This window comes from Planococcus sp. S3-L1 (assembly GCF_030063085.1).
GTDB classification, from domain to species: domain Bacteria; phylum Bacillota; class Bacilli; order Bacillales_A; family Planococcaceae; genus Planococcus; species Planococcus kocurii.
Map to the genome: position 1 here is coordinate 81,745 of NZ_JASISN010000009.1, position 20,074 is coordinate 101,818.

General features: G+C 41.8%; 18 protein-coding genes and 1 tRNA gene. 7 read left to right on the plus strand and 12 right to left on the minus strand.

The window, feature by feature from the left end; translation table 11 throughout:
* Positions 1-1,256: 1,256 nt before the first annotated feature.
* The 4 genes from QMF37_RS10470 to QMF37_RS10485 form a co-directional block, all read right to left on the minus strand.
* On the minus strand, positions 1,257-1,847 hold the full coding sequence (locus tag QMF37_RS10470) for a tyrosine-type recombinase/integrase (protein WP_481861826.1): 591 nt from the start codon (positions 1,845-1,847) through the stop codon (positions 1,257-1,259).
* A 349-nt stretch (positions 1,848-2,196) separates the two neighbouring features.
* Complete coding sequence (locus tag QMF37_RS10475) at positions 2,197-2,628, minus strand: hypothetical protein (RefSeq protein WP_283478309.1); 432 nt, start codon at positions 2,626-2,628, stop codon at positions 2,197-2,199.
* A gap of 79 nt (positions 2,629-2,707) precedes the next feature.
* The gene (locus tag QMF37_RS10480; protein WP_283478312.1) at positions 2,708-3,670 is read right to left on the minus strand and encodes a tyrosine-type recombinase/integrase; all 963 of its coding nucleotides are present in this window, start codon (positions 3,668-3,670) and stop codon (positions 2,708-2,710) included.
* 110 nt (positions 3,671-3,780) lie between these two features.
* Positions 3,781-3,852 (minus strand) — tRNA-Arg (locus tag QMF37_RS10485).
* 172 nt (positions 3,853-4,024) lie between these two features.
* Here QMF37_RS10485 and clpP point away from each other — a divergent pair.
* Positions 4,025-4,636: an ATP-dependent Clp endopeptidase proteolytic subunit ClpP gene (gene clpP, locus QMF37_RS10490; protein WP_058385901.1), complete on the plus strand. Its 612-nt coding sequence runs from the start codon at positions 4,025-4,027 to the stop codon at positions 4,634-4,636.
* A 117-nt stretch (positions 4,637-4,753) separates the two neighbouring features.
* Here clpP and QMF37_RS10495 read toward each other — a convergent pair.
* The 5 genes from QMF37_RS10495 to QMF37_RS10515 form a co-directional block, all read right to left on the minus strand.
* A protein-coding gene (locus tag QMF37_RS10495) for an IS1182 family transposase (protein ID WP_425439670.1) occupies positions 4,754-6,117 on the minus strand; the annotation gives its coding sequence in 2 pieces (ribosomal slippage) (positions 4,754-5,545 and positions 5,548-6,117; 1,362 coding nt in all).
* Between the two features lie 111 nt (positions 6,118-6,228).
* A complete protein-coding gene (locus QMF37_RS10500) occupies positions 6,229-6,795 on the minus strand; it encodes a beta-class carbonic anhydrase (RefSeq protein WP_071153272.1) in 567 nt (188 codons plus the stop codon).
* 474 nt (positions 6,796-7,269) lie between these two features.
* The gene (mreBH, locus tag QMF37_RS10505) at positions 7,270-8,277 is read right to left on the minus strand and encodes a rod-share determining protein MreBH (protein ID WP_071153273.1); all 1,008 of its coding nucleotides are present in this window, start codon (positions 8,275-8,277) and stop codon (positions 7,270-7,272) included.
* 258 nt (positions 8,278-8,535) lie between these two features.
* A complete protein-coding gene (locus QMF37_RS10510; RefSeq protein ID WP_169793158.1) occupies positions 8,536-8,676 on the minus strand; it encodes a hypothetical protein in 141 nt (46 codons plus the stop codon).
* Positions 8,677-8,761: 85 nt separating this feature from the next.
* Complete coding sequence (locus tag QMF37_RS10515) at positions 8,762-9,994, minus strand: aminopeptidase (RefSeq protein WP_283478315.1); 1,233 nt, start codon at positions 9,992-9,994, stop codon at positions 8,762-8,764.
* 149 nt (positions 9,995-10,143) lie between these two features.
* Here QMF37_RS10515 and QMF37_RS10520 point away from each other — a divergent pair, with 149 nt between their 5' ends.
* The 4 genes from QMF37_RS10520 to QMF37_RS10535 all read left to right on the plus strand — a co-directional run bounded on the left by QMF37_RS10520 (position 10,144) and on the right by QMF37_RS10535 (position 14,548).
* Positions 10,144-11,238 (plus strand): carbohydrate kinase, encoded by a 1,095-nt coding sequence (locus QMF37_RS10520; RefSeq protein WP_283478316.1) that lies wholly within the window; start codon positions 10,144-10,146, stop codon positions 11,236-11,238.
* The gene (locus QMF37_RS10525; RefSeq protein ID WP_283478317.1) at positions 11,235-12,146 is read left to right on the plus strand and encodes a pseudouridine-5'-phosphate glycosidase; all 912 of its coding nucleotides are present in this window, start codon (positions 11,235-11,237) and stop codon (positions 12,144-12,146) included. Before QMF37_RS10520 ends, QMF37_RS10525 begins: the two co-directional genes overlap by 4 nt.
* Before the next feature lie 111 nt (positions 12,147-12,257).
* Positions 12,258-13,565, plus strand: a complete 1,308-nt coding sequence (locus QMF37_RS10530; protein ID WP_283478318.1) for an FAD-dependent oxidoreductase — start codon at positions 12,258-12,260, stop codon at positions 13,563-13,565.
* Positions 13,562-14,548: a class I SAM-dependent methyltransferase gene (locus QMF37_RS10535; protein WP_078080214.1), complete on the plus strand. Its 987-nt coding sequence runs from the start codon at positions 13,562-13,564 to the stop codon at positions 14,546-14,548. The genes QMF37_RS10530 and QMF37_RS10535 overlap by 4 nt, the downstream gene beginning before the upstream one ends.
* A 334-nt stretch (positions 14,549-14,882) precedes the next feature.
* Here QMF37_RS10535 and QMF37_RS10540 read toward each other — a convergent pair whose 3' ends face one another.
* Together QMF37_RS10540 and QMF37_RS10545 are read right to left on the minus strand one after the other, a co-directional pair.
* Complete coding sequence (locus QMF37_RS10540; protein WP_058386019.1) at positions 14,883-15,104, minus strand: DUF1128 domain-containing protein; 222 nt, start codon at positions 15,102-15,104, stop codon at positions 14,883-14,885.
* 58 nt (positions 15,105-15,162) lie between these two features.
* Positions 15,163-16,524: an alanine/glycine:cation symporter family protein gene (locus QMF37_RS10545; RefSeq protein ID WP_058386018.1), complete on the minus strand. Its 1,362-nt coding sequence runs from the start codon at positions 16,522-16,524 to the stop codon at positions 15,163-15,165.
* Positions 16,525-16,712: 188 nt separating this feature from the next.
* Between QMF37_RS10545 and QMF37_RS10550 the strand changes: the two genes are divergently transcribed.
* Positions 16,713-17,201 carry a YtxH domain-containing protein gene (locus QMF37_RS10550; RefSeq protein ID WP_058386017.1) on the plus strand — a complete coding sequence of 163 codons (489 nt, stop codon included), beginning with the start codon at positions 16,713-16,715 and terminating at the stop codon, positions 17,199-17,201.
* A 13-nt stretch (positions 17,202-17,214) separates the two neighbouring features.
* The gene (locus QMF37_RS10555; RefSeq protein ID WP_071153304.1) at positions 17,215-18,111 is read left to right on the plus strand and encodes a YihY/virulence factor BrkB family protein; all 897 of its coding nucleotides are present in this window, start codon (positions 17,215-17,217) and stop codon (positions 18,109-18,111) included.
* A gap of 28 nt (positions 18,112-18,139) precedes the next feature.
* Here QMF37_RS10555 and QMF37_RS10560 read toward each other — a convergent pair whose 3' ends face one another.
* Positions 18,140-20,008, minus strand: a complete 1,869-nt coding sequence (locus QMF37_RS10560; protein WP_071153276.1) for a heavy metal translocating P-type ATPase — start codon at positions 20,006-20,008, stop codon at positions 18,140-18,142.
* Between the last annotated feature and the right edge of the window lie 66 nt (positions 20,009-20,074).

Here is a 20,074-nt window from a genome sequence, read left to right on the forward strand (position 1 = left end):
TAAATTTACGCATTCAAAAAAGCCTAGCGCTTTTCCGCTTTTGCGCGGTTGGCGTTGGCTCTTTGACATAAGATATTTACCCCTTCATATACTAAGTCCCTCAAGGAGGCAAAATGCAGGGTCTAACCACAAACTTTTTTACCCCTTCAATATATAGTACAGCTGAGACCCCCTTTGGGAGTGTCTAAAATGAAAAAAGCAATAAAGCTCGCAAAAGTCCTATGAATAGCCGCGAAAGAATACACTTGCCATATTACGGTAATCCCAACGTAGCTCAACTTTAATTTTTGCGTCGCAATCACTAAACCTTTTTATTCTACGCAAGCCTATACGAATCCCTACACTTTTGGCACGTATAACATCGGCACTTCTGCTATGCATTAGTATCGCAAATAGCTGAATTACGCAAAGATGCGCAGATAGAAACGCTTTAACGCACTAAAGCGCTAAAAAATGCTGAATTACTGCGCATTATGGCACGAAGCTATTGCGCATGACTCCGCTCATTCGGCGCATATGCGTTATGGCATGTTATACATACGAAATCCTCCGCAATAACTGCGTATATATCGTGTGCATACGGTTATGCGCTTAGCGGCTTAGCGGTAGGAATACGCAAGATTATGCGCTTATCCGCTTAGGTACGATATTATCAGGTAGCGAGTTCATGACGTGCGAGCCTCTGAAATCCTCAAGGAAGCGCGTTTTCTGCGGAGCTTTAACGTTATCGCTTAGCGCTAAGTCCCATTTATTGCGGAGCGGTTGCGCCATTTCCTAAGACTGCGGCTTCGCCTTGTCTGCATTCGCTTGCGCTCATGCGCCACCGTGTTACCTCTATTATTGCGCCTATGTATTCGCAATGACTATATTGCGTATAACCTTTTGCGTTATTACAATAGAAGTTAGTGGTCGCGCATGAGCTTTAGCGAATGCAGGCAAGGCTTTAGCCGCCGCCATGCACTAATACCTTTATGCCGCTATTACTTAAATGCTCAAGATATGACTGATATAGATACGATAGAATCGCCAAAATCACCCTTCGCGCTTACTCTCCGTAAGCCTCACACCATTTCTAAAGTGTTCCCTAAAAGCATGGTAAAAAGCCGATTCTGTTCCCTAAAAGCATGGTATTTATATTACGTTATGTTTTAAGCAATTCGTAACATCGCAAAAAGCGGCTCCTAGAGCGCAACAAACCCGCTCCCGAACCGCTTCCGCTTAATGCTATTCCGCTTGAGCGGCTACCGCTTAACCGCTTATAACTTGAAATCCCGCAAAGTCTCCGCAATCTCGTCATTGCGTATACCAATATAGCGTTTAGTAGTCGCCTGTGAATCGTGATTAAAGATTTCCATTAGCGTGGCTACGTCGTGAGTACGTTTGTAATAGTGATAGCCGAATGTCTTACGCAAAGTGTGAGTACCTACATCCTTACGCCCTAAAAGCTCCGCCGCCGCCGTGAGAATACGATAAGCTTGCGTAGTGCTGATATGGTTGCCGCCCTTACGCGAAGCAAATAGGTACTCTTGCGAAGGTTCTAAGCCGTCTATATAGTCGGCAATATCCGCCATCAATGCGGAAAGATGCACAATGCGGCTCTTTTGCGTTTTGCCTTCACGGGTAACGAATGAGGAGCGACCCCTTACGTCTTCTACCCGCATATTGACTATATCGCCAATGCGGAGCCCTGTATTAATTCCGATATTAAATAGTAGTAAATTCCTCGCCGCCATTGCCGCACTCTTTGCCGATACTTTTATCGCATCCCTAAACTCTGCAATCTCCTGTGGTGTACGTAGTGGCTGAACGTCTACCGTCATATCTTTCTTTGCCAATGTATTCGCCATTATTATCGTCTCCTTTTGTCGCCATTATGACGGGTTATATGATGTATGGTATTAGGTCTATACCCATATTAGCATACATTCAAACGTGTAGCAATAACTTAATACCGATTCTATGCGGTTTGTTACGTATCCTTTTACATAAAAGCATACATTCGTTTAACGCAAAAAAGAAAAGCAGATACGATGCTACGCAATAGCGCAAACCGTTCTGCTCCTTCTTCCTAGTATCATTGCGCATGCTCCGCTCGCTTCGAGACAAAGCGGAAGACCCCCGGGGGGCGGTCTAACACCCCTACGCCGTCTGCCGGGTGCCCTCTAATTGCCTACAAAATTTTAAATCCTAGAATTACTATTTAAGAAGATAGTTTTTATATTCGTCTTTTAGGAAATTTAAAACGTTATCCATATATTCATCGTTATTAACATTGAAATCTTTTACAATTGCATCCTCGGCGTAAAACTCAACCACAAGATAGTTCTTATATTGCTTTGCGATTACTTTGCCTTTTTCTTCTTGTTCTTCTGTCAATGCTGACATTTTATCTGACAACGAATTAAATTTCTCCATATTTATAACATCAAGGCTATGATTATTTTCTTGCAAAAGCGAATTTACCTGTTTACCTAACGTTTGAATTTCTTCCGTGTTATCTTTAAGCACTTTTATTGCGTATTCTTTTGTATAAAACGTTTCTGCCTTCAATTCCACAAAATAAAATTTCGGTGTTTTTTGTAAAAGCATATCAAACGCTTCAAGCCTTTCTGTGTTCACTTCTAACATGGTATTGCCCCCTTTGTTTATTACTTCAATTATACAATTAATTGGCAATATCTACAAACTTTGTGACTAGGCAACGCTATTATAAGTTCTTGAGCGGAGAATAGCGCCGATGCTTCTCGACAATCTCCGTAGAGAATAGCCTAACGTAGCGCTTCGTCATATCGGTAGTAGAATGACCCATTATCTGCATTAGGCTAAACGCATCGCCTCCGTTGAGAATGTAGAACTTCGCAAAGGTATGTCTAAACGTATGCGGCGATACTCTAACGCCTTTAATGCCGGCTTTCTTACCATATGCGTTCATAGTTAAGCGGAAATGGTTCTTGTCTATCGGTTTGCCGCTCAAGCCTACGAATATATACTCGCTCATGCCGTCATGAATCTTTAGGAATTGCCGCAAGTGCGCAATCAATTCGTCACTAAGCGGCACGTAGCGCGAATAGCCGCTCTTAGTATCGCGTAGCAAGGCGCGCCGCTCGTTATAGTGTAAGTCTTCTACCTTTACCGCTAAAGCCTCGCTAATGCGCGCTCCTGTATCGAATAAGAACATCATAAGCAATCTATCGCGCAAGCCGGTAAAGCGGCGTATATTCGGTTGCATGAATAACTGCTTTAGTTGCTTTCCGGTGAATGCGTTAATTTCGGGGTCGCGCGTCTTAATCTGTTTCCATACCTTCGCAGGATTGTACTTGATAAAGCCGACTTCTTCGCAATAGTTAAGGAAGGTTCGGATTGCGCGAATCTTTGCGTTAATGCCTCCGTCTTTATTGCCGCGCTCGTATCGCAAATACTTTACGAATTCATCGAGTAGCTCCGTTGTAATCTCGTTCATTGCCGGTATTGCCTCATGCTCGCGCATAAAGTAGCGGAATAAGTAGTTAATCTGATTGCGATAATAAAGAATCGTGCTTTCACGTATGCCCTTGCGTTGTCTATCCTCGCAAAACGCCTCTAGCGCTTCCTCCGCTCTAATAATGCGCCCCGCTCCTGTTATTGCGGCAATGCCTTCGAATTCTTCCGCGTTCAAATCGTTTTTACGCATAAAAATAGCCCCCTTCGATTTTACTCGAAAGAGGCGTTTTGTTTACCGGTATAATCTTACGTGTACTTTCGCGGATTTAACCGTTAAAGCTACGACTGGCGTAGCGTGAATGCCCTCGGAAGGAATCGAACCTCCATTTCAAGAACCGGAATCTTACGTGTGATCCATTACACTACGAGGGCGTTTTCGCTATTAGCGACTTTTCTATTATACAAAAATATTTCAACATAATCAAGTCCGTTTTTTTGATTCGTTAGATTTGACCTTCATTGACCATGATGTGTATGATAATAGTACAGCTGAGAGAACTTTCAGCATTGTTTGCAAAACACTTAATCGAGGAGGAACTATTCTATGAACTTAATTCCTACAGTAATCGAACAAACTAGCCGAGGCGAACGTGCTTACGATATTTACTCACGTTTGTTAAAAGACCGCGTCATTATGCTAGGTAGTGCAATTGACGATAACGTTGCAAACTCTATTGTGGCGCAACTTCTATTCCTTGAAGCAGAAGATCCAGATAAGGATATTTCAATCTACATTAACAGCCCAGGTGGTAGTATCACAGCTGGTATGGCGATTTATGATACGATGCAGTTTATCCGTCCAGACGTTCAAACAATCTGTATCGGTATGGCTGCTTCAATGGGTGCTTTCCTACTTGCAGCAGGAACAAAAGGCAAACGCCTTGCGCTTCCAAATGCTGAAGTAATGATTCACCAACCGCTTGGTGGTGCCCAAGGACAAGCGACTGAAATCGAAATTGCAGCAAAACGCATTCTTCACCTTCGCGAAAAATTAAACCAGATTCTTTCTGAGCGCACAGGTCAGCCAATCGAAGTTATCGCTAAAGATACAGATCGCGATAACTTCATGACAGCAGAACGCGCACTTGAATACGGCTTAATCGACCAAGTGATTACACGTAGCAAATTGCCTGAAAACCACAAAAAAGAAAACTAAATCAAGCAAAAAACTCACAGTCATCTTTGACTGTGAGTTTTCAGCTTGTTGAGAAACTAAGGTTTTATCGATTATCTTCTCAGTGGATTGGTCAAGAAACAAAAGAACGTGAAGTTTTTAGACCCTTCTGCTTAGCAGAAGGGTCATTTTTTTGATGTTTTGCACTGCGGCTGTCAGATAAGCCTGTTCTTGGACAGACTTGCGCCCTCGTCGCCTTGCGTAACGGAAACTATGGAGTTCTTTCGCATCGGCGAAACTCCGTTCGATGGTCTGGCTTCGTAACTTGTATAGCTTTTTTCCGCTGGGGGTGCGCTTGTTGGCGCGCACCTTTTCTTTTTCGTCTTCCCAGATGTGTCGGAAAATCGAGCGCTGCTTGCTTTTCGCGGAAAAACAATCCGAGCGCAGTGGACAATGTTCACAATCCTCCGGCCGGCTTTTGTACTGCCGATATCCCTCTCGATCTGTGGTGGCGTAGGACAACTTACAGCCCATGGGGCAAGCATACGCATCCAGTGAAGGGACATACGTAAATAACCGTTTCGGCACTTTCGGGTTACCGCCTTTGAAACGGCGGTAGCCCATGACCACAAACGTTCCGGCTTCGTTTAACGTTTTACAGATGTGGCCGGTAAAATAGCCGGCATCCAAGGCGACGGCTTCCACCGGAAAAGCAAACTTCTTCTTTTGTACAGCGAGCCGGTCCAAATAAGGAACGGCGTCGTGCATATTGCCGGCCGTGATATAGGTATCCGTGATGAAATTGTATTTGGCATCCACCGTTCGGTGGTCGAGATAGAAAAAACCTTGAGGTTTCTGGTTTCGCATGAGGAACCCACTATCTGGATCGGTCACGCTTTCGCGGGTCATCGCCGGTTTGGTTTTGGCAACGGGCCGAATCACCTTCGGCTTCAGCGCTTTTTTCCATGGGCCTCCCGGTCAGCTACGACCGCTTCTTCCAATTCCCCCAGGTAGCTCACCACTTTTTCGGCCTTTGCTTTTCGGATAAACTTGTTCTTATTGGCATTGGCTTTGATATGCGTGGAATCGGACAGAAGCACGCGGCCACTCACCATGCCGTGGGCTTTTGCCTGACGAACCGTTTCGTCGAAGATTTCTTCAAAGACCGAGGTGTCTTCAAATCGGCCCTTCCGATTGAAACTGATGGTGGAGTGATCTGGAATCCGGTCGACGAGAGAATAGCCCAAAAACCATCGGTAAGCAATGTTATCCCGAATCTCTTTTTCCAGTTGGCGTTCTGAACGAACGCCATAAAAATAGCCGATGAAAATCATTTTGAATAAGGTAATGGGCGGAATGGCGGGACGGCCGTTATCCGGACAATAATAAGGGGAAGCAATCCGTTCAATAAAAGAAAAATCAATGAGGGCATCAACGGTACGAAGAAAATGGTCGTATGGCACGAGTTCATCAATTGAGACGGTGACCTGTTCATGACGGTGATTTTTGACGGGACCAATCATGGGACTTCGCTCCTTCTTTTTCTTTCAGTTTACATCAAAAAAGTATCGAAATAAACAAAAAAAGACTGTCGAGAGGGTTTCTCGACAGCCTGCAAAACCGCTGAGAAACTCTCAGCGGTTTTCGTTTCCATTAACAACAACATCTAATTTTCCAGTAGTTGGATCAATAACCAGGCCATGAACTGGGACTGTATTGACTAGTAAGGGGTGATGACGTACCATGTCGACACTATGAGCGACACTTTCTGCTACGTCGTCAAATCCACCAAGCCAACCTTCTAAATTGACTCCTGAATACTTCATCATCTCAATGGTCTTTTCATCTATTCCTCGTTTTTTCATTTTATCAAGGATTACATCAGGATCTATAGCAGACATGCCGCAGTCATGATGGCCAACAATATAAATTTCATCTGCATTCAGTTCGTATACAGCTACAAGTAGGCTGCGCATAATACCACCAAATGGGTGGTTGATGACAGCTCCGGCACTTTTAACAATTTTCGCATCCCCATTTTTGAAATTCATCGCTTTCGGTAGCATTTCTAAAAGTCGTGTATCCATACATGTTAGAATGACGAATTTTTTATCCGGAAATTTAGTCGTTATAAATTCCTCGTAACGCTTTTCCTTTACGAACGCTTCGTTGTACTCTAAGATTTGGTCTAATAAAGCCATTATAGTTCCCCCTTATCGACTGATACTTATTAAGTTTAATCTTAATGTCTGAAAAATACGAATTGAAACTGACATAATGCAAAAAATCAGGAAAAAAGTCATCTATTAACTTTCTTTTTTTGTTAACGGCTTGTCTTTTATAAAAATTTAGAAAACAGGTTCTCGAACCGAAGAAAACCAGGGGGCTGTCTCATAAGTCCCTTGAAAGCAGTTGTCGAATGCCCGCTACTTTCTAGGAGATTGTAGGTCCATGCCACAATCCCGAACGTCGCATGCACTTTATCGAGGCCCAGGAAGAGGAATCGCCTGAACGACCGATTGCTCTTGGATAGGACTGAACACACTTTCTCCGTACTATCGGGAAAGTCATCTCCAGATTTCACATAAAAATCGTCTTTTCTCACAAATAAAAAAAGGGGCTGTCCCCAAAAGTCTTTTTTATGACTTTTGGGACAGCCTCCTGGTTTTTACTGATCAACGTGACATTTTTTCGAGTTGTTTAATCATACCAAGTGATAGGCCTGTGCCAATAGCGACAGACTCAAGAGGGTGTGGCGCGATATGAACAGGTACCGAAATTTCTTTTGATAACCATTCTTGCATGCCTTTTAGCAATGCACCACCTCCAGAAATAACGACACCTTGGTCAACCATATCGCCTGATAATTCAGCAGGACAATTTTCCAAGGTCGCACGGATACACTCTAAAATGGCAGATAGCGATTCTTTCAGCGCTTCTTGTGTTTCGTGAGAACTTAAGTTGATGTTTTTCGGCAATCCGGTTAAGATATCGCGGCCCCTTATATCCATGTATTCAGCTTCATGTGGAACAGGTGCATAGCCAATTTCTTTTTTGATATTTTCAGCAGTCTGTTCGCCAATTAAGACATTGTACTTTTTGCGGACATAATGAATGATATCTTCATCCATGCGATCGCCTGCCACTTTGACTGTATTTGAAGAAACCACACCACCAAAAGAAATGATGCCAACCTCTGTTGTGCCGCCGCCAATGTCTACAATAACGCTTGCAACCGGCTCACTAATTGGTAAATCCGCACCAATAGCTGCTGCGACAGTTTCTTCGATTAAGTGAACGGTCTTAGCACCGCCTTGTTTCACTGCATCGTGAATAGCGCGGCGTTCGACCGTGGTAGCTCCAGAAGGTGTACAGACCATAACGTTAGGCTTACGAAAAGCGCTGCCTAATTGCTTAGCAGCTCTTTGCATAATAATTGTTAAAAGTTCTTTTGTTACATCAAAATCTGCGATAACGCCGTCTTTTAAAGGGCGGATCACATCAATAGAGTCAGGAGCTTTGCCAAGCATGGCTTTCGCCTCATTACCAACCGCTAAGACGTTCCGAGTTTTCGCATCCAATGCGACTACAGAAGGTTCATTTATGATGATGCCTTTTTCTTTTGTATACACTAATATATTTGCAGTTCCTAAATCAATCCCAATAGCTGTTGCAGAAAACATACGTGAATTCCTCCTATAAATAAAGACGCTAACTAGTACGGATTTTACCATTATAGAAGACTAAGTGAAAGTGTCGAAGGAACCTAAAACATAGCGGAAGGGAAAATTACAGTTGTTTTCATACAGAGTAGACTGAGTGGCTAGACCACTTAATGATCTGGTAACAGGTATTTTATTAAAACCTTCTGCTCGTATAGAACAAGAGATATAGTAACAAACATAAAAACCGGCTTCAATGAAGAAACCGGCTTTTATCGCTTAGTATTTTTTTTCAGGAATAGGATCTACATGTTCTGCGTCGTGCGTGTGGAGCTCTTTCCCAAGAAAGTGAAGAAGCGTAAAGAAAAACATGAAGATTACGGCCATAAAGCCAAGTACTACGGTAAGATCGTAAAACATAATGATAACTCCTCTCTAAACTGTAATTATCAATATTAAGTATACCCGATATCGAAGCAAAAAATAAGTGTCGAATTATCGATACTTAAAATGCCCAATTGCCGTTGCGGAAAATCGGCTCATGGGAACCATCTTCCAAGATCCCATCAATATTCATTTCAGAAGACCCAACCATAAAATCAACATGTGTGATGCTTTGATTCAAGCCGTTTTTCAACAAATCTTCTTGTGACATGGTTTTCCCACCTTCAAGGCAGAATGCATAAGCACTTCCGATAGCGAAATGGTTTGAAGCATTTTCATCAAACAATGTGTTATAGAAAAGAATATTCGAATCAGAAATCGGTGACTGATGAGGAACCAGCGCCACTTCACCAAGGAAGTGTGAACCTTCATCAGTAGCAACTAATTGTTTCAAGACTTCTTCTCCTTGTGCTGCAGTCACGTCGATGATTTTCCCATCTTTAAACGTTACTTTAAAGTCATCAATAATATTGCCGCCATAGCTCAGTGGTTTTGTGCTCGAAACATAGCCGTTTACACCCGTTTTATGAGGAACGGTGAATACTTCTTCAGTTGGCATATTTGCCATGAATGTATCGCCTTTTTCGTTAACTGAACCTGCACCACACCAAAGATGTCCTGCTGGAAGAGCAACTTCCAAATCTGTTTTCGGTGATGTGTAATGAAGTTTCGCATATTTTTTGTCGTTCAAATAATCGACTTTGGTATGCAATAAGCGATCATGCTCAGCCCATGCTTCAATTGGTTGATCTAAGTCTACACGTACAGCTTTGAAAATGGCATCCCATAGCATGTCAACTTGCTGATTTGCTGGTGCGTCTGGAAATACTTTAGCTGCCCATTTTTGGGAAGGTGCTGCAAGAACTGTCCAACTAATTTTGTCTGATTGGACATACTGCCGATATTTACTCAATGCTTGACCTGTAGCTTTTTGTGAAGCTGCAATACGTGTCGCATCAATTCCCGTCAATAGATCCGGGCTCTGTGACACGATGCTAATAAATGCAGCACCTTGCTCTGCTAATTGTTCACGCTCTTGTACTTTCCAGGCAGGAAATTCAGTAAACGACTCTTCTGGCGCTAATTCAAAGCGCAGCCGTGTAACGGTATCGTCAGCCCAATCAATATAGACTTGTTTAGCCCCTGTTTGATATGCTTTTTCTGTAAGTAAACGAACGAATGGTGCCGAATCAATGGTTGCAGCAATATAAAGTTGTTGACCAGGTTGGATATTTACTCCCACTTTTATAGCCAGTTCAGCATAGCGAGATAACTTTCCATTAAATGATGTCAAATAAATCTCTCCTCTCATCCTGTCTATAGTAGCAATTTTCAGTTACTACCTGCAACAATTTATCACGATATTCGAATTAATATTTTTACTTGCTATTATAGTTATAAAAGTTTATAGTTTAAACAAATGTTTAATTTGGAGGTGTTACGATGAATCAAAAAGAAGTAGAAGTGTTGGAATTGATCCGAAGAAACCCTTATTTGTCACAGCAGGAGATGGCAGAACACTTGAATATGTCTAGACCGTCGCTTGCCAACTTTATTTCGAATTTAATGAAACAGGGAAAGATTTTAGGACGTGCTTATGTGTTGCCAGAAGAAAAAACGGTGATTTGCATCGGTGGTGCCAATGTCGACAGAAAATTTTTGATTCAACATCGGACGCAGATGGGAACGTCAAATCCTGCATCAGTATCCGGTAGCGTTGGCGGAGTGGCAAGAAATGTAGCCGAGAATCTAGGAAGACTCGGTCATTCTGTTAAACTGTTGTCCATTGTAGGCAATGATTCAGAATGGAAGTTAATCGAGTCAGCGTCAAACTCGTTTATGTCGACTGAACTAACCAAAGCTGTCGAAGGATTTTCGACGGGAACATATACCGCCATTTTAGAACCCGATGGTGAAATGCTGTTGGCGATGGCTGATATGAAAATTTACGATTTTCTGACACCGGAGTATATTTCTAAAAATGACAGTACGCTATTATCAGCTGCTTTTCTCGTCATCGATTTAAATTGTCCTCTGGAAACTGTTGAATATGTAAGACAGTTAGCTTCTGCCAATAAAATCCCGCTGGCGGTCATTCCCGTATCTGCTCCAAAAATGGATCGGTTAAGTGAAGATTTGACTGGAATCAGCTGGCTAATCTTAAACCGTGACGAAGCAAGTAAATATTTGCAAGTGTCCATCGATTCACTAGATGACTGGCAACAAGCAGTTCAACAATTAGTAAATCGAGGAGCGGAAGCTGTAGTTATTACAGCTGGAAAAGAAGGAGCAATGGCTGGGAATTCTACCGGCATTCGTTATTATCCTTCTATGCAAGTCAATCAAGTCACCGATGTAACAGGGGCTGGCGATGCATTTTCAAGTGCCATTGTCCACAGTGTCATGGAGGATCAAGAATTCGAAACAATTATTCGTACAGGTATGATGAATGCAGCAAAAACGCTAGCAAGTAACGACACAGTACGGCACGAATTGACGGCAGTACAACTACAAAAAGAACTGGAGGAATTACAATGACAAACATGATATCTTATTCAACTGAAGTACAGCAGGCACTAGAGGTCAAAAAACCGATCGTAGCACTCGAATCGACGATTATCTCACACGGTATGCCTTATCCACAGAATGTCGAAACGGCTCGTATGGTCGAGCAAATTATCCGTGACAATGGAGCAGTTCCAGCAACCATTGCCATTATGGATGGCAAGATTAAAATTGGTTTGTCTGAAGAAGAGCTTGAATTGCTCGGCAATACACCTGGTGTTGCTAAAGTTTCAAGAAGGGATATCGGCCAATTAATCGCTACAAAAAAAATCGGTGCTACAACGGTGGCTGCGACGATGATTTGTGCAGAACTTGCAGGCATTCGTGTTTTCGCAACAGGCGGCATAGGTGGGGTGCATAGAGGCGCTGAGACGACGATGGATGTTTCAGCTGATCTTGAAGAGTTATCCAATACGGGAGTAGCTGTTGTGTGTGCAGGTGCAAAATCGATTTTGGATATTGGCTTAACAATGGAGTACCTTGAAACAAAAGGCGTTCCAGTTATCGGCTATCAGACAGATGTAATGCCGGCATTTTACACGCGTACAAGCGGATTTGACTTAACGTTCCGCAGTGACGATGCAGCAGAACTTGCACAAGTCTTAAAAGCGAAATGGGATTTAGGAATCAAAGGCGGAGCAGTTATTGCCAATCCAATTCCAGCAGAACATGCTCTAGAAGAGTCATTCATTAACGGCATCATTGCACAGGCAATGGCTGAAGCAAATGACAACGGCATTTCTGGTAAAGAAGTAACTCCTTTCCTTCTAGGTAAAGTGAAAGAATTGACTGAAGGAAAAAGCTTGGTCGCTAATATCGAATTAGTGAAGCATAATGCAAAAGTTGGAGCAGAACTTGCTGTAGCTTACAATAAACTTTAAAAATAGCTTGTGTAGAGAAGTCCATTCGTGGGCTTCTTTTTTTAGTTGAAGCATTTAATGGGTTTTCATTCCATTGAATTTAGGGTAAAGAGCCACAAGGGGATGATGCGGATGAAGGCAGATGTATTCATTGGCGGTGGGGGCATTGGAGGGTTGACGCTTGCTTTGAAATTGGTGCAACGTGGTGTCAATGTAGTTCTCGCTGAACGGATGGCTGTTAAGGCACCTACTTATAAGGGAGAACTGCTACAGCCAAAAAGTATGCAGATATTCGATAGTCTTGGACTGTACGAACAAATATGCAATCGCTCAAATGAAATAAAAGTTTTAGATATGCTGGAACTTTCAAGTTCCTTGCAAGTAAAAGATCAATCGTTCATGGATTATAGTGTGCTGCCGGGTAAGTACAATGCAGCTTATATGATGCATCATGAAGAATTAAAGACCGTCATTTTAAAAGCCGCTTGTGCGTTTGATAATTTCCGCTATTTAAAGGGTGTGGCTTGTAAAGGGTATGGAGACGGTACAGCTTTGCTTCAAAAAGGGACAGAAAAATTTGAAGTAGAAGCACAGTTTTTCTTCGGAGCAGAAGGGCGTTCATCGGTTACGCGTAAAGCGATGGAAGTTGAGGTCAAACAAACTACTTACAACCACCACTTTCTAACAGTGACGTTTCCACGTGCAGAAGATTTTACAGATGGTAAAATTATTTCTACATACAATCGCTTTTTGGGCCTTTTTCCACTGCCGGACGATCAGGTTCGCAGTGTTTATTTAATACCCCCTGGAGATTACAAAGCATTAAAAGAAAAACCAATTAGTCATTTTCATAAACTCTATACAGACTTAGCACCTGTAGTAGACGGCTATGTACAGCAATTGCTTGATTGGAAAAAAATACAATTAATGATTCCTGTAATGTATCATGCTGATTCATATGTAAAAGACAATAAGGCTATTATTGGAGATGCCAGTCATGCGGTTCATCCAATGGCAGGAGAAGGCATGAACATGGCAATTCAAGATGCCGATGTTCTCGGCGAACTAACGGCAGATATGTTTGAACGGCAACAAACCGATCTTACTAATTTGAAATGGTACGAAAAGGTTCGCTATAAACGGGCGGACCATGTTATCCAGCTAAGTCATTTAGCCGCACTGGCTTATTCGTTTCCATTTAAACCGGTGAGTTACTTACGTCAGCGAACATTTGAACGAATGGAAGAAGATCCAATTCTTCATTTTAAACAAATGCTGAATGTTTCAGGACTAGGCATGTGGAAAGAAAACGTTCGAGACCGATTTATTCAAGGAGGCATTATGCCAGTCCGTATAAAAGACTTAGCTAAAGATACGAAAGAATTAAGGTATTATACACCGGAAGAAGATTATCCATGGAAAACGGAGGGACTCATATGATTGATGTAATGAAGATGTTTAAGGCAAGGATGTATATGAAACGGAACGAACCTTTTTTGTATAGCTGGCACGCATATGTCGGCTATGAGCTAGATTTGTTTAAAGCGTTTGATCGACCCATGACAAAATTTGACGTGTCAGATGCGTTGCAACTTGATGAAGATCTTTTAACGCAGTGGGTGAGTATTGGGGTTTCTATCGGTCATTTAAAAGAGGTGGAAAGAAATCGCTACAAAACGTGGAATGCCTGGAAATTGCCAAAACCAAAGGGCAATAATTCTTCAGGTGTGCTACTGAAAGAAATGATGGAATTGCACATTCCGACACTTTTAAGTTATCCAGACATGATGCGTAACCAAGAGCGTCTTCATTACGATGAAGAAAAACATGCGTCGACAGTAGCTGAAACAAGTCGTTTGTTAGAAGTATTGGCCTTACCTAAAATAGCTAGACGCTTAAAAGAAACACATGCGGATTCAGTATTAGATATTGGCTGCGGTGAAGGTGGCTACATTAAAAAGTTAGCTGAACGCTTCCCAAATACACATTTCACAGGCATTGAAATCAGCCCTTCAGTAATAGAAGTTGCGAAGAAACTAACGGAAAAAAACAAAAATATTACAATCGAACAAGCAGATCTTTGGAAATACAAACCTGACAACCCACAAGATATGGTCATGATGAACAACGTCATTCACTATATCGACCTTGAAAAACGTCAAGAACTTTTCAACGAATTGGCTAGCTGGGTTAGAGAAGAAGGCATGTTATCCATCATTACACCTATTGCCGGAGGTAGTGACAGCCCACCTTTTGCCAATGTCTTTAATAGCTTTTTCTCATCATTCGACAACCTATACCGGTTGCCTGAACGCGAAGAACTAGCTGAATGGGGAGAACAAGCAGGACTCGAACTACTCAGCATCCAAACTGTCATAAAAGAAGGCGGCTGGTATGTCGTACATTATGAAAAGAAAAGCTGAAACGACCGTTTTGCTCCGACAGGCATAAGCCAGACCGGCGAAGCGACATGTTTACAGGCGCATAGTCGGGATGGGTTATGACCCGAGGAGCAGGTCGTTGAAGCTAGCCAAAAAGAAAAGCTGAAACGACCGTTTTGCTCCGACAGGCATAAACCAGACCGGCGAAGCGACATGTTTACAGGCGCATAGTCGGGATGGGTTATGACCCGAGGAGCAGGTCGTTGAAGCTAGCCAAAAAGAAAAGCTGAAACGACCGTTTTGCTCCGACAGGCATATTAACAGCATCAAATCAAAAATCCCCTAAAGGAGACTCCTTCAGGGGATTTTAATTATCCTATTTACGTAAAGAACCAAGCTCAGTAGCAATGGCCTGCATTTCGCTCGTACTAAATTTATCGCGATTTGCGACAACTTCGTAAAGCTCATGCAAGTCTTCATATTGAGATGCATTAAAATGCTCAGCTTTCATTGCATCTACATTGACCATGCGTAATTTTGCTTTTATTTCTTCAATCATAAAGCTAACATTCTCTGGAGAAGGTGTTGATAAGTCCATGATAAGTTCCTGCCTTTCGGATGGGTATACTTTATCATTTCATTATTCAAATGCAATGTCAATTGCCAGAGCGTTCTGCTTCTTTTTCTTCTTTGATTTTAGCAACGATGCGTTTTGTCTCGAAGACAATAACGCCAGACAAACCAAGAAGACCAATTAAGTTCGGGAACGCCATCAAACCATTCATCACGTCAGAGAACGTCCAAACAACATCAAGTGAAACGGTTGCACCGACGAAAACCATAGCTACGAAAGCAATGCGATAAACGACTAACAATGCTGGATTTTTGAATAAATACTGGAAACATTTCTCTCCGTAATAAGACCATCCAATAATCGTAGAGGATGCAAAGAAAATTAAGCCAATCGCCACTACAAGTGGACCGGCACTTCCTAAAAATTGTTCAAAAGCAGCAGTTGTTAAAGCAGCGCCTTCCAGTGACTCGTCTTTATAAAGACCCGACATGACAATGGTGACACCTGTAATCGAACAAATGATGATTGTATCGAAAAGCACTTGTGTCATAGACACCAATGCCTGACGTCCCGGAAGATCTGTTATGGCAGCAGCTGCTGCAATCGGAGCGGAACCAAGTCCTGCTTCGTTGGAGAAGACGCCGCGTGCCACACCGTAGCGGATAGCGGCACCAATAGCACCACCAACTGCTGCTTCACCTGTAAAGGCAGCACTGAAAATTGTAGCAAAAGCTCCTGGAATCAATTCCATGTTCAAAATCATAATAATAATTCCTGCGATTATGTAAAACAATGCCATGAAAGGAACAAAGAATGAAGTAACGCGTCCAATGCTCTTAATTCCACCGAGCAGAACCAACGCCGTAAAAATGGTTAAAATAATGCCTGTAATCCATGTGGGCACGCTGAACGTATCACGAACAACCGAAGCAACTGAGTTTGACTGTGTGCCATTACCAATACCAAACGCAGCAAGGGCACCGAAGATAGCAAATAAAACAGCTAGCCATTTCTGTTTTAATCCATGCTCCAAGTAATACATAGGTCCGCCAGCCATTTGACCTTTAGCATCCACTACACGGTATTTGACTGCGAGAACCGCTTCACCGTATTTCGTGGCCATCCCGAAGAATGCTGAGAACCACATCCAGAAAATAGCACCTGGTCCGCCGAGAATAACCGCTGTTGCGACACCAACAATATTACCGGTACCGACTGTAGCAGCCATGGCAGTGGAGAGTGCCTGAAAGTGACTGATATCTCCTTCAGAGCTTTTATCCGTATTTTTAGTGAAAACTAGTTTCAAGGCATAGGGCAATAGACGAAGCTGTAGAACACCGAGACGGACAGTTAAGAAAATTCCAGTACCTACTAATAAAATCAATAAAGGCGGTCCCCAGATGTAACCGCTAATTGTGCCCAATAACTCTTCAACTTGTGACATAATCTCTCCCCCTTCTATCTCTCCTTTTTATCTGTAAAACCTCCTGTAAACATAATATTCCGAAATTTTCTAAAGATAGTCAAGCTATTTTTTAAAAATAACTTTTAGATTAGCGTTTAAAATTTTTAAGATTAGGGAAAATTCTAAACAGATGTGAAAAATTATTTTTATCTTAGGAGGAATTTAGGATGAGTCAAAACAAATTAATGACAGGTTTATTAGTAGGGGCAGCAGTAGGAATTATTGTTTCATTACTCGACAGTAATACTAGAAACGATGTTGTTCAAAAATCAAAAAAAGCAAGCAATAGCGCAAAATACTATGCATCAAATAGAGATGAATTGGTACAGGCTTTCCAGCATCAAGCTGAAAGAGCACAAAACCTATATTCTCGTATTTCTGAAGATGCTTCTTACGTTGGCAGTAAAGTAAATGAATTGAAAGAAATGACGCCACAAGTAAAAGAAATGGCACTCGAAACAAAAGAGGTATTTATGGATACAAAAGCTGCTGTTGTTGAAACAAAAGATGATGTAATATCAGCCGTCAAAGAAGACAATCCATCACCAAGCACTTCTTTAGGAGACAACGATAGCACTTCTGGATCATCATCAAACGATGCCGGTCACACAAAAAATCAAGCTAATGGGAGTTCAAATTCCCAAAATCGATTATAGGTTGTTTGTCCCGATGAAACCTGTAGGGCAACAACCAACTAATAGTAAAGAACGCGCCCGTTTAAATAGGTTTGATGTAACAACGACTAGCGGGTTTTTAAAAGAATTGTTGCAACGGATTAAAGACGTCGACGTGCCAGGACTAGGAGCACAGTTGGCGTTTTTTTTCCTATTGTCCATTTTCCCTCTACTGATTTTCTTAGTAACCCTTTTACCGTATTTATCTTTGTCAGAAGAGCAAATTTTTAGTTATATGCAAGAAGTGGTACCTGGAGAGGTTTATGTGCTGATTGAAAGCACATTACAAGAGATTTTGACAAGTCAAAACACTGGATTGTTGTCCTTTGGGATTTTAGCGACGATTTGGTCAGCAAGTTTAGGGATGGATTCGTTAATCAAGTCGTTGAATACGTCTTATAAAGTAACAGAAAATCGTCCGCTTCTCATCGCGCGTGGTATGTCTATTTTGATGACTATTTTGCTAATTTTGATTTTGATTATTGCTTTAGCATTGCCCGTTTTCGGTGAACAGCTTGGCTTGTTGATTTTTTCGTTTCTAGGATTGGAAGAAGGGTTTCTTGCACTTTGGAGCTCAATCCGTTTTACCATCCCAACGATTATTACATTTGTTGCTTGTGCCATCATTTACTGGCTAGCTCCAAACGTAAAAATGAATATTTTAAGCGTCTTAGGAGGCGCTGCATTCGCCGCAATCGGTTGGTTGGTGATTTCCTATCTATTTTCAATTTATATTAGCAATTTTGGTAATTTTTCAGCAACTTACGGTAGCATCGGAGGCGTGATTATCTTAATGCTTTGGCTTTATATTTCGGCTATGGTATTAATAATTGGTGGGCAGATTAACGCTGTCATGAAAGAACGGCGACATTTCAAAAAGAAGGCATCCTGAATTGTCACTCATTCAGAATGCCTTCTTTTTATATGCTGCGATTCAACATACGCAACCCATTTAAAATAACTAAAATGGTACTGCCTTCATGTCCGATGACGCCAATGGGCAAAGTAATCGTCTGAAAAAAATTTGAGATGATCAATAAAATAATGACTGAAACAGAAAAGAAAATATTTTGTTTGACGATCCGCTGCATTTTGCGTGAAAGCTTGATTGCGTAGACTATGCGTGATAAATCGTTTTTCATCAAAATAACATCAGCGGTTTCCAGTGCAATATCGGTTCCAGCACCCATCGCAATGCCAGTTGTTGCCGTTGCTAAAGCAGGTGCGTCATTTATGCCATCACCTGTCATCGCAACGTATTTATACTTTTTTAACAATTTTTTTATTTCTTCTACTTTATCAGCAGGCATGCATTCTGCGACATAGTCAGTGACTCCAGTTTCTTTGGCAATCACCGCTGCTGTTTTGTGGTTATCACCTGTTAGCATAATGCAGTAAACCCCTAGTTGTTCCAACTCATTAATCGTTGTCTTGGTAATAGTACGAACTGTATCTTTTAACGCCATAGCGGCAAGAATTCCTTCGCGGTCTCGAACGAAGGTCACCGTTTTTCCTTGATTGGCTAGTTTCGCCAATAGCCCATTTTCAAAAACTTCTGCTAGCTGTTCGCCAACAAATTTCGGCTTACCGACGAGAAATTCTTCTTGTTCAATCAGTGCTTTTAAGCCGTTACCTGGAATATCTTCAATTAATAAGTTAGGCAATGGAACAATTCCTTTAGAAACAACAAAATCACTAATAGCTTTTGCTAAAGGATGATTCGATTGTGTCTCAATTCCTGCAATTCTTGCCATTGTCAGTTGAGGATCTGCGCCTTTGCGAATAACAAAGTCTGTAACTTCAGGTTGACCGCGTGTTAATGTGCCCGTTTTATCAAAAGCGATAGCACGAACCAAGCTCAGATTTTCTAAATGCATACCACCTTTGAAGATAATTCCTGTTTTTGCGCCGTTAGAAATGGCCGCAAGCGTGGCAGGCATAATAGAAGCGACAAGTGCACAAGGAGAAGCTACTACAAGTAAGACCATAGCGCGATAAAGTGTTGTGTTCCAATCCCAACCGAAAACGTAATGTGGCGCAAATAGCATGATGACAAAACCTGCAAGAACGACTTTCACATAACGACCTTCAAAGCGTTCGATAAATTGCTGAGAAGGGGACTTTTCACTTTGTGCGGACTGAACCAAATCAATTATTTTTTGAAACAAAGTTTCAGAACTGGGCTTCGTCATTTCTATCGTGATGGCACCTGACAAATTGACTGTCCCTGCAAATAGTTCATCTTCTTCATACTTCGAGACAGGAAGAGCTTCACCGCTGATGGCTGATTCGTCTACAGCACTTTGGCCAGTATGTAAAACCCCATCAACTGGTATTCGCTCACCAGGTTTTACGACGATATAATCACCAATGTCCAAGTCACCTAAAGGGACGCGCAGTGTTTGTCCATTTTGAACGCGCCAGGCTGATTCGGGCTGTATTTCCATTAACGAGGTAATTTCTTTCCGACTTTTGTTCATTGTGTACGTTTCTAGCGCGCCACTTAAAGAAAAGATAAAAATTAGGATGGCGCCTTCTGCCCAATAGCCAATAATAGAAGAGCCAACTGCTGCTAAAATCATTAAGATTTCAACATTTAATTGTCTATCTTCTAAAGTTTTCAATATGCCATATTTGGCTTTGGCATAACCACCAATTACAAAAGCTAGTAAAAAGGTAGTGACTGAATAAGTGGAATACTGTTGTAGATCTAGTATAAACGCGATGACAATTAAAAATCCTGAAAACAACGAGGCATTCAATTCGATATGGGTTTTTAAAAATAGCATGAGCGATACCTGCCTTTCTAAATCGATTTGTCGAATTAAAAATTCTGAAGGACGGAGGTGCAGAAA

Coding starts and splice junctions, on each gene's coding strand:
- QMF37_RS10480 (WP_283478312.1), bottom strand. CDS start 3,670: ATGCGTAAAAACGATTTGAACGCGGAAGAATTCGAAGGCATTGCCGCA.
- QMF37_RS10475 (WP_283478309.1), bottom strand. CDS start 2,628: ATGTTAGAAGTGAACACAGAAAGGCTTGAAGCGTTTGATATGCTTTTA.
- QMF37_RS10520 (WP_283478316.1), top strand. CDS start 10,144: ATGAATCAAAAAGAAGTAGAAGTGTTGGAATTGATCCGAAGAAACCCT.
- QMF37_RS10500 (WP_071153272.1), bottom strand. CDS start 6,795: ATGGCTTTATTAGACCAAATCTTAGAGTACAACGAAGCGTTCGTAAAG.
- QMF37_RS10530 (WP_283478318.1), top strand. CDS start 12,258: ATGAAGGCAGATGTATTCATTGGCGGTGGGGGCATTGGAGGGTTGACG.
- QMF37_RS10555 (WP_071153304.1), top strand. CDS start 17,215: ATGAAACCTGTAGGGCAACAACCAACTAATAGTAAAGAACGCGCCCGT.
- QMF37_RS10525 (WP_283478317.1), top strand. CDS start 11,235: ATGACAAACATGATATCTTATTCAACTGAAGTACAGCAGGCACTAGAG.
- QMF37_RS10560 (WP_071153276.1), bottom strand. CDS start 20,008: ATGCTATTTTTAAAAACCCATATCGAATTGAATGCCTCGTTGTTTTCA.
- QMF37_RS10535 (WP_078080214.1), top strand. CDS start 13,562: ATGATTGATGTAATGAAGATGTTTAAGGCAAGGATGTATATGAAACGG.
- QMF37_RS10550 (WP_058386017.1), top strand. CDS start 16,713: ATGAGTCAAAACAAATTAATGACAGGTTTATTAGTAGGGGCAGCAGTA.
- clpP (WP_058385901.1), top strand. CDS start 4,025: ATGAACTTAATTCCTACAGTAATCGAACAAACTAGCCGAGGCGAACGT.
- QMF37_RS10545 (WP_058386018.1), bottom strand. CDS start 16,524: ATGTCACAAGTTGAAGAGTTATTGGGCACAATTAGCGGTTACATCTGG.
- QMF37_RS10540 (WP_058386019.1), bottom strand. CDS start 15,104: ATGGACTTATCAACACCTTCTCCAGAGAATGTTAGCTTTATGATTGAA.
- QMF37_RS10470 (WP_481861826.1), bottom strand. CDS start 1,847: ATGGCGAATACATTGGCAAAGAAAGATATGACGGTAGACGTTCAGCCA.
- QMF37_RS10510 (WP_169793158.1), bottom strand. CDS start 8,676: ATGTTTTACGATCTTACCGTAGTACTTGGCTTTATGGCCGTAATCTTC.
- mreBH (WP_071153273.1), bottom strand. CDS start 8,277: ATGTTTTCTGCAACAGCTATTGGGATTGATTTAGGAACTGCAAATATA.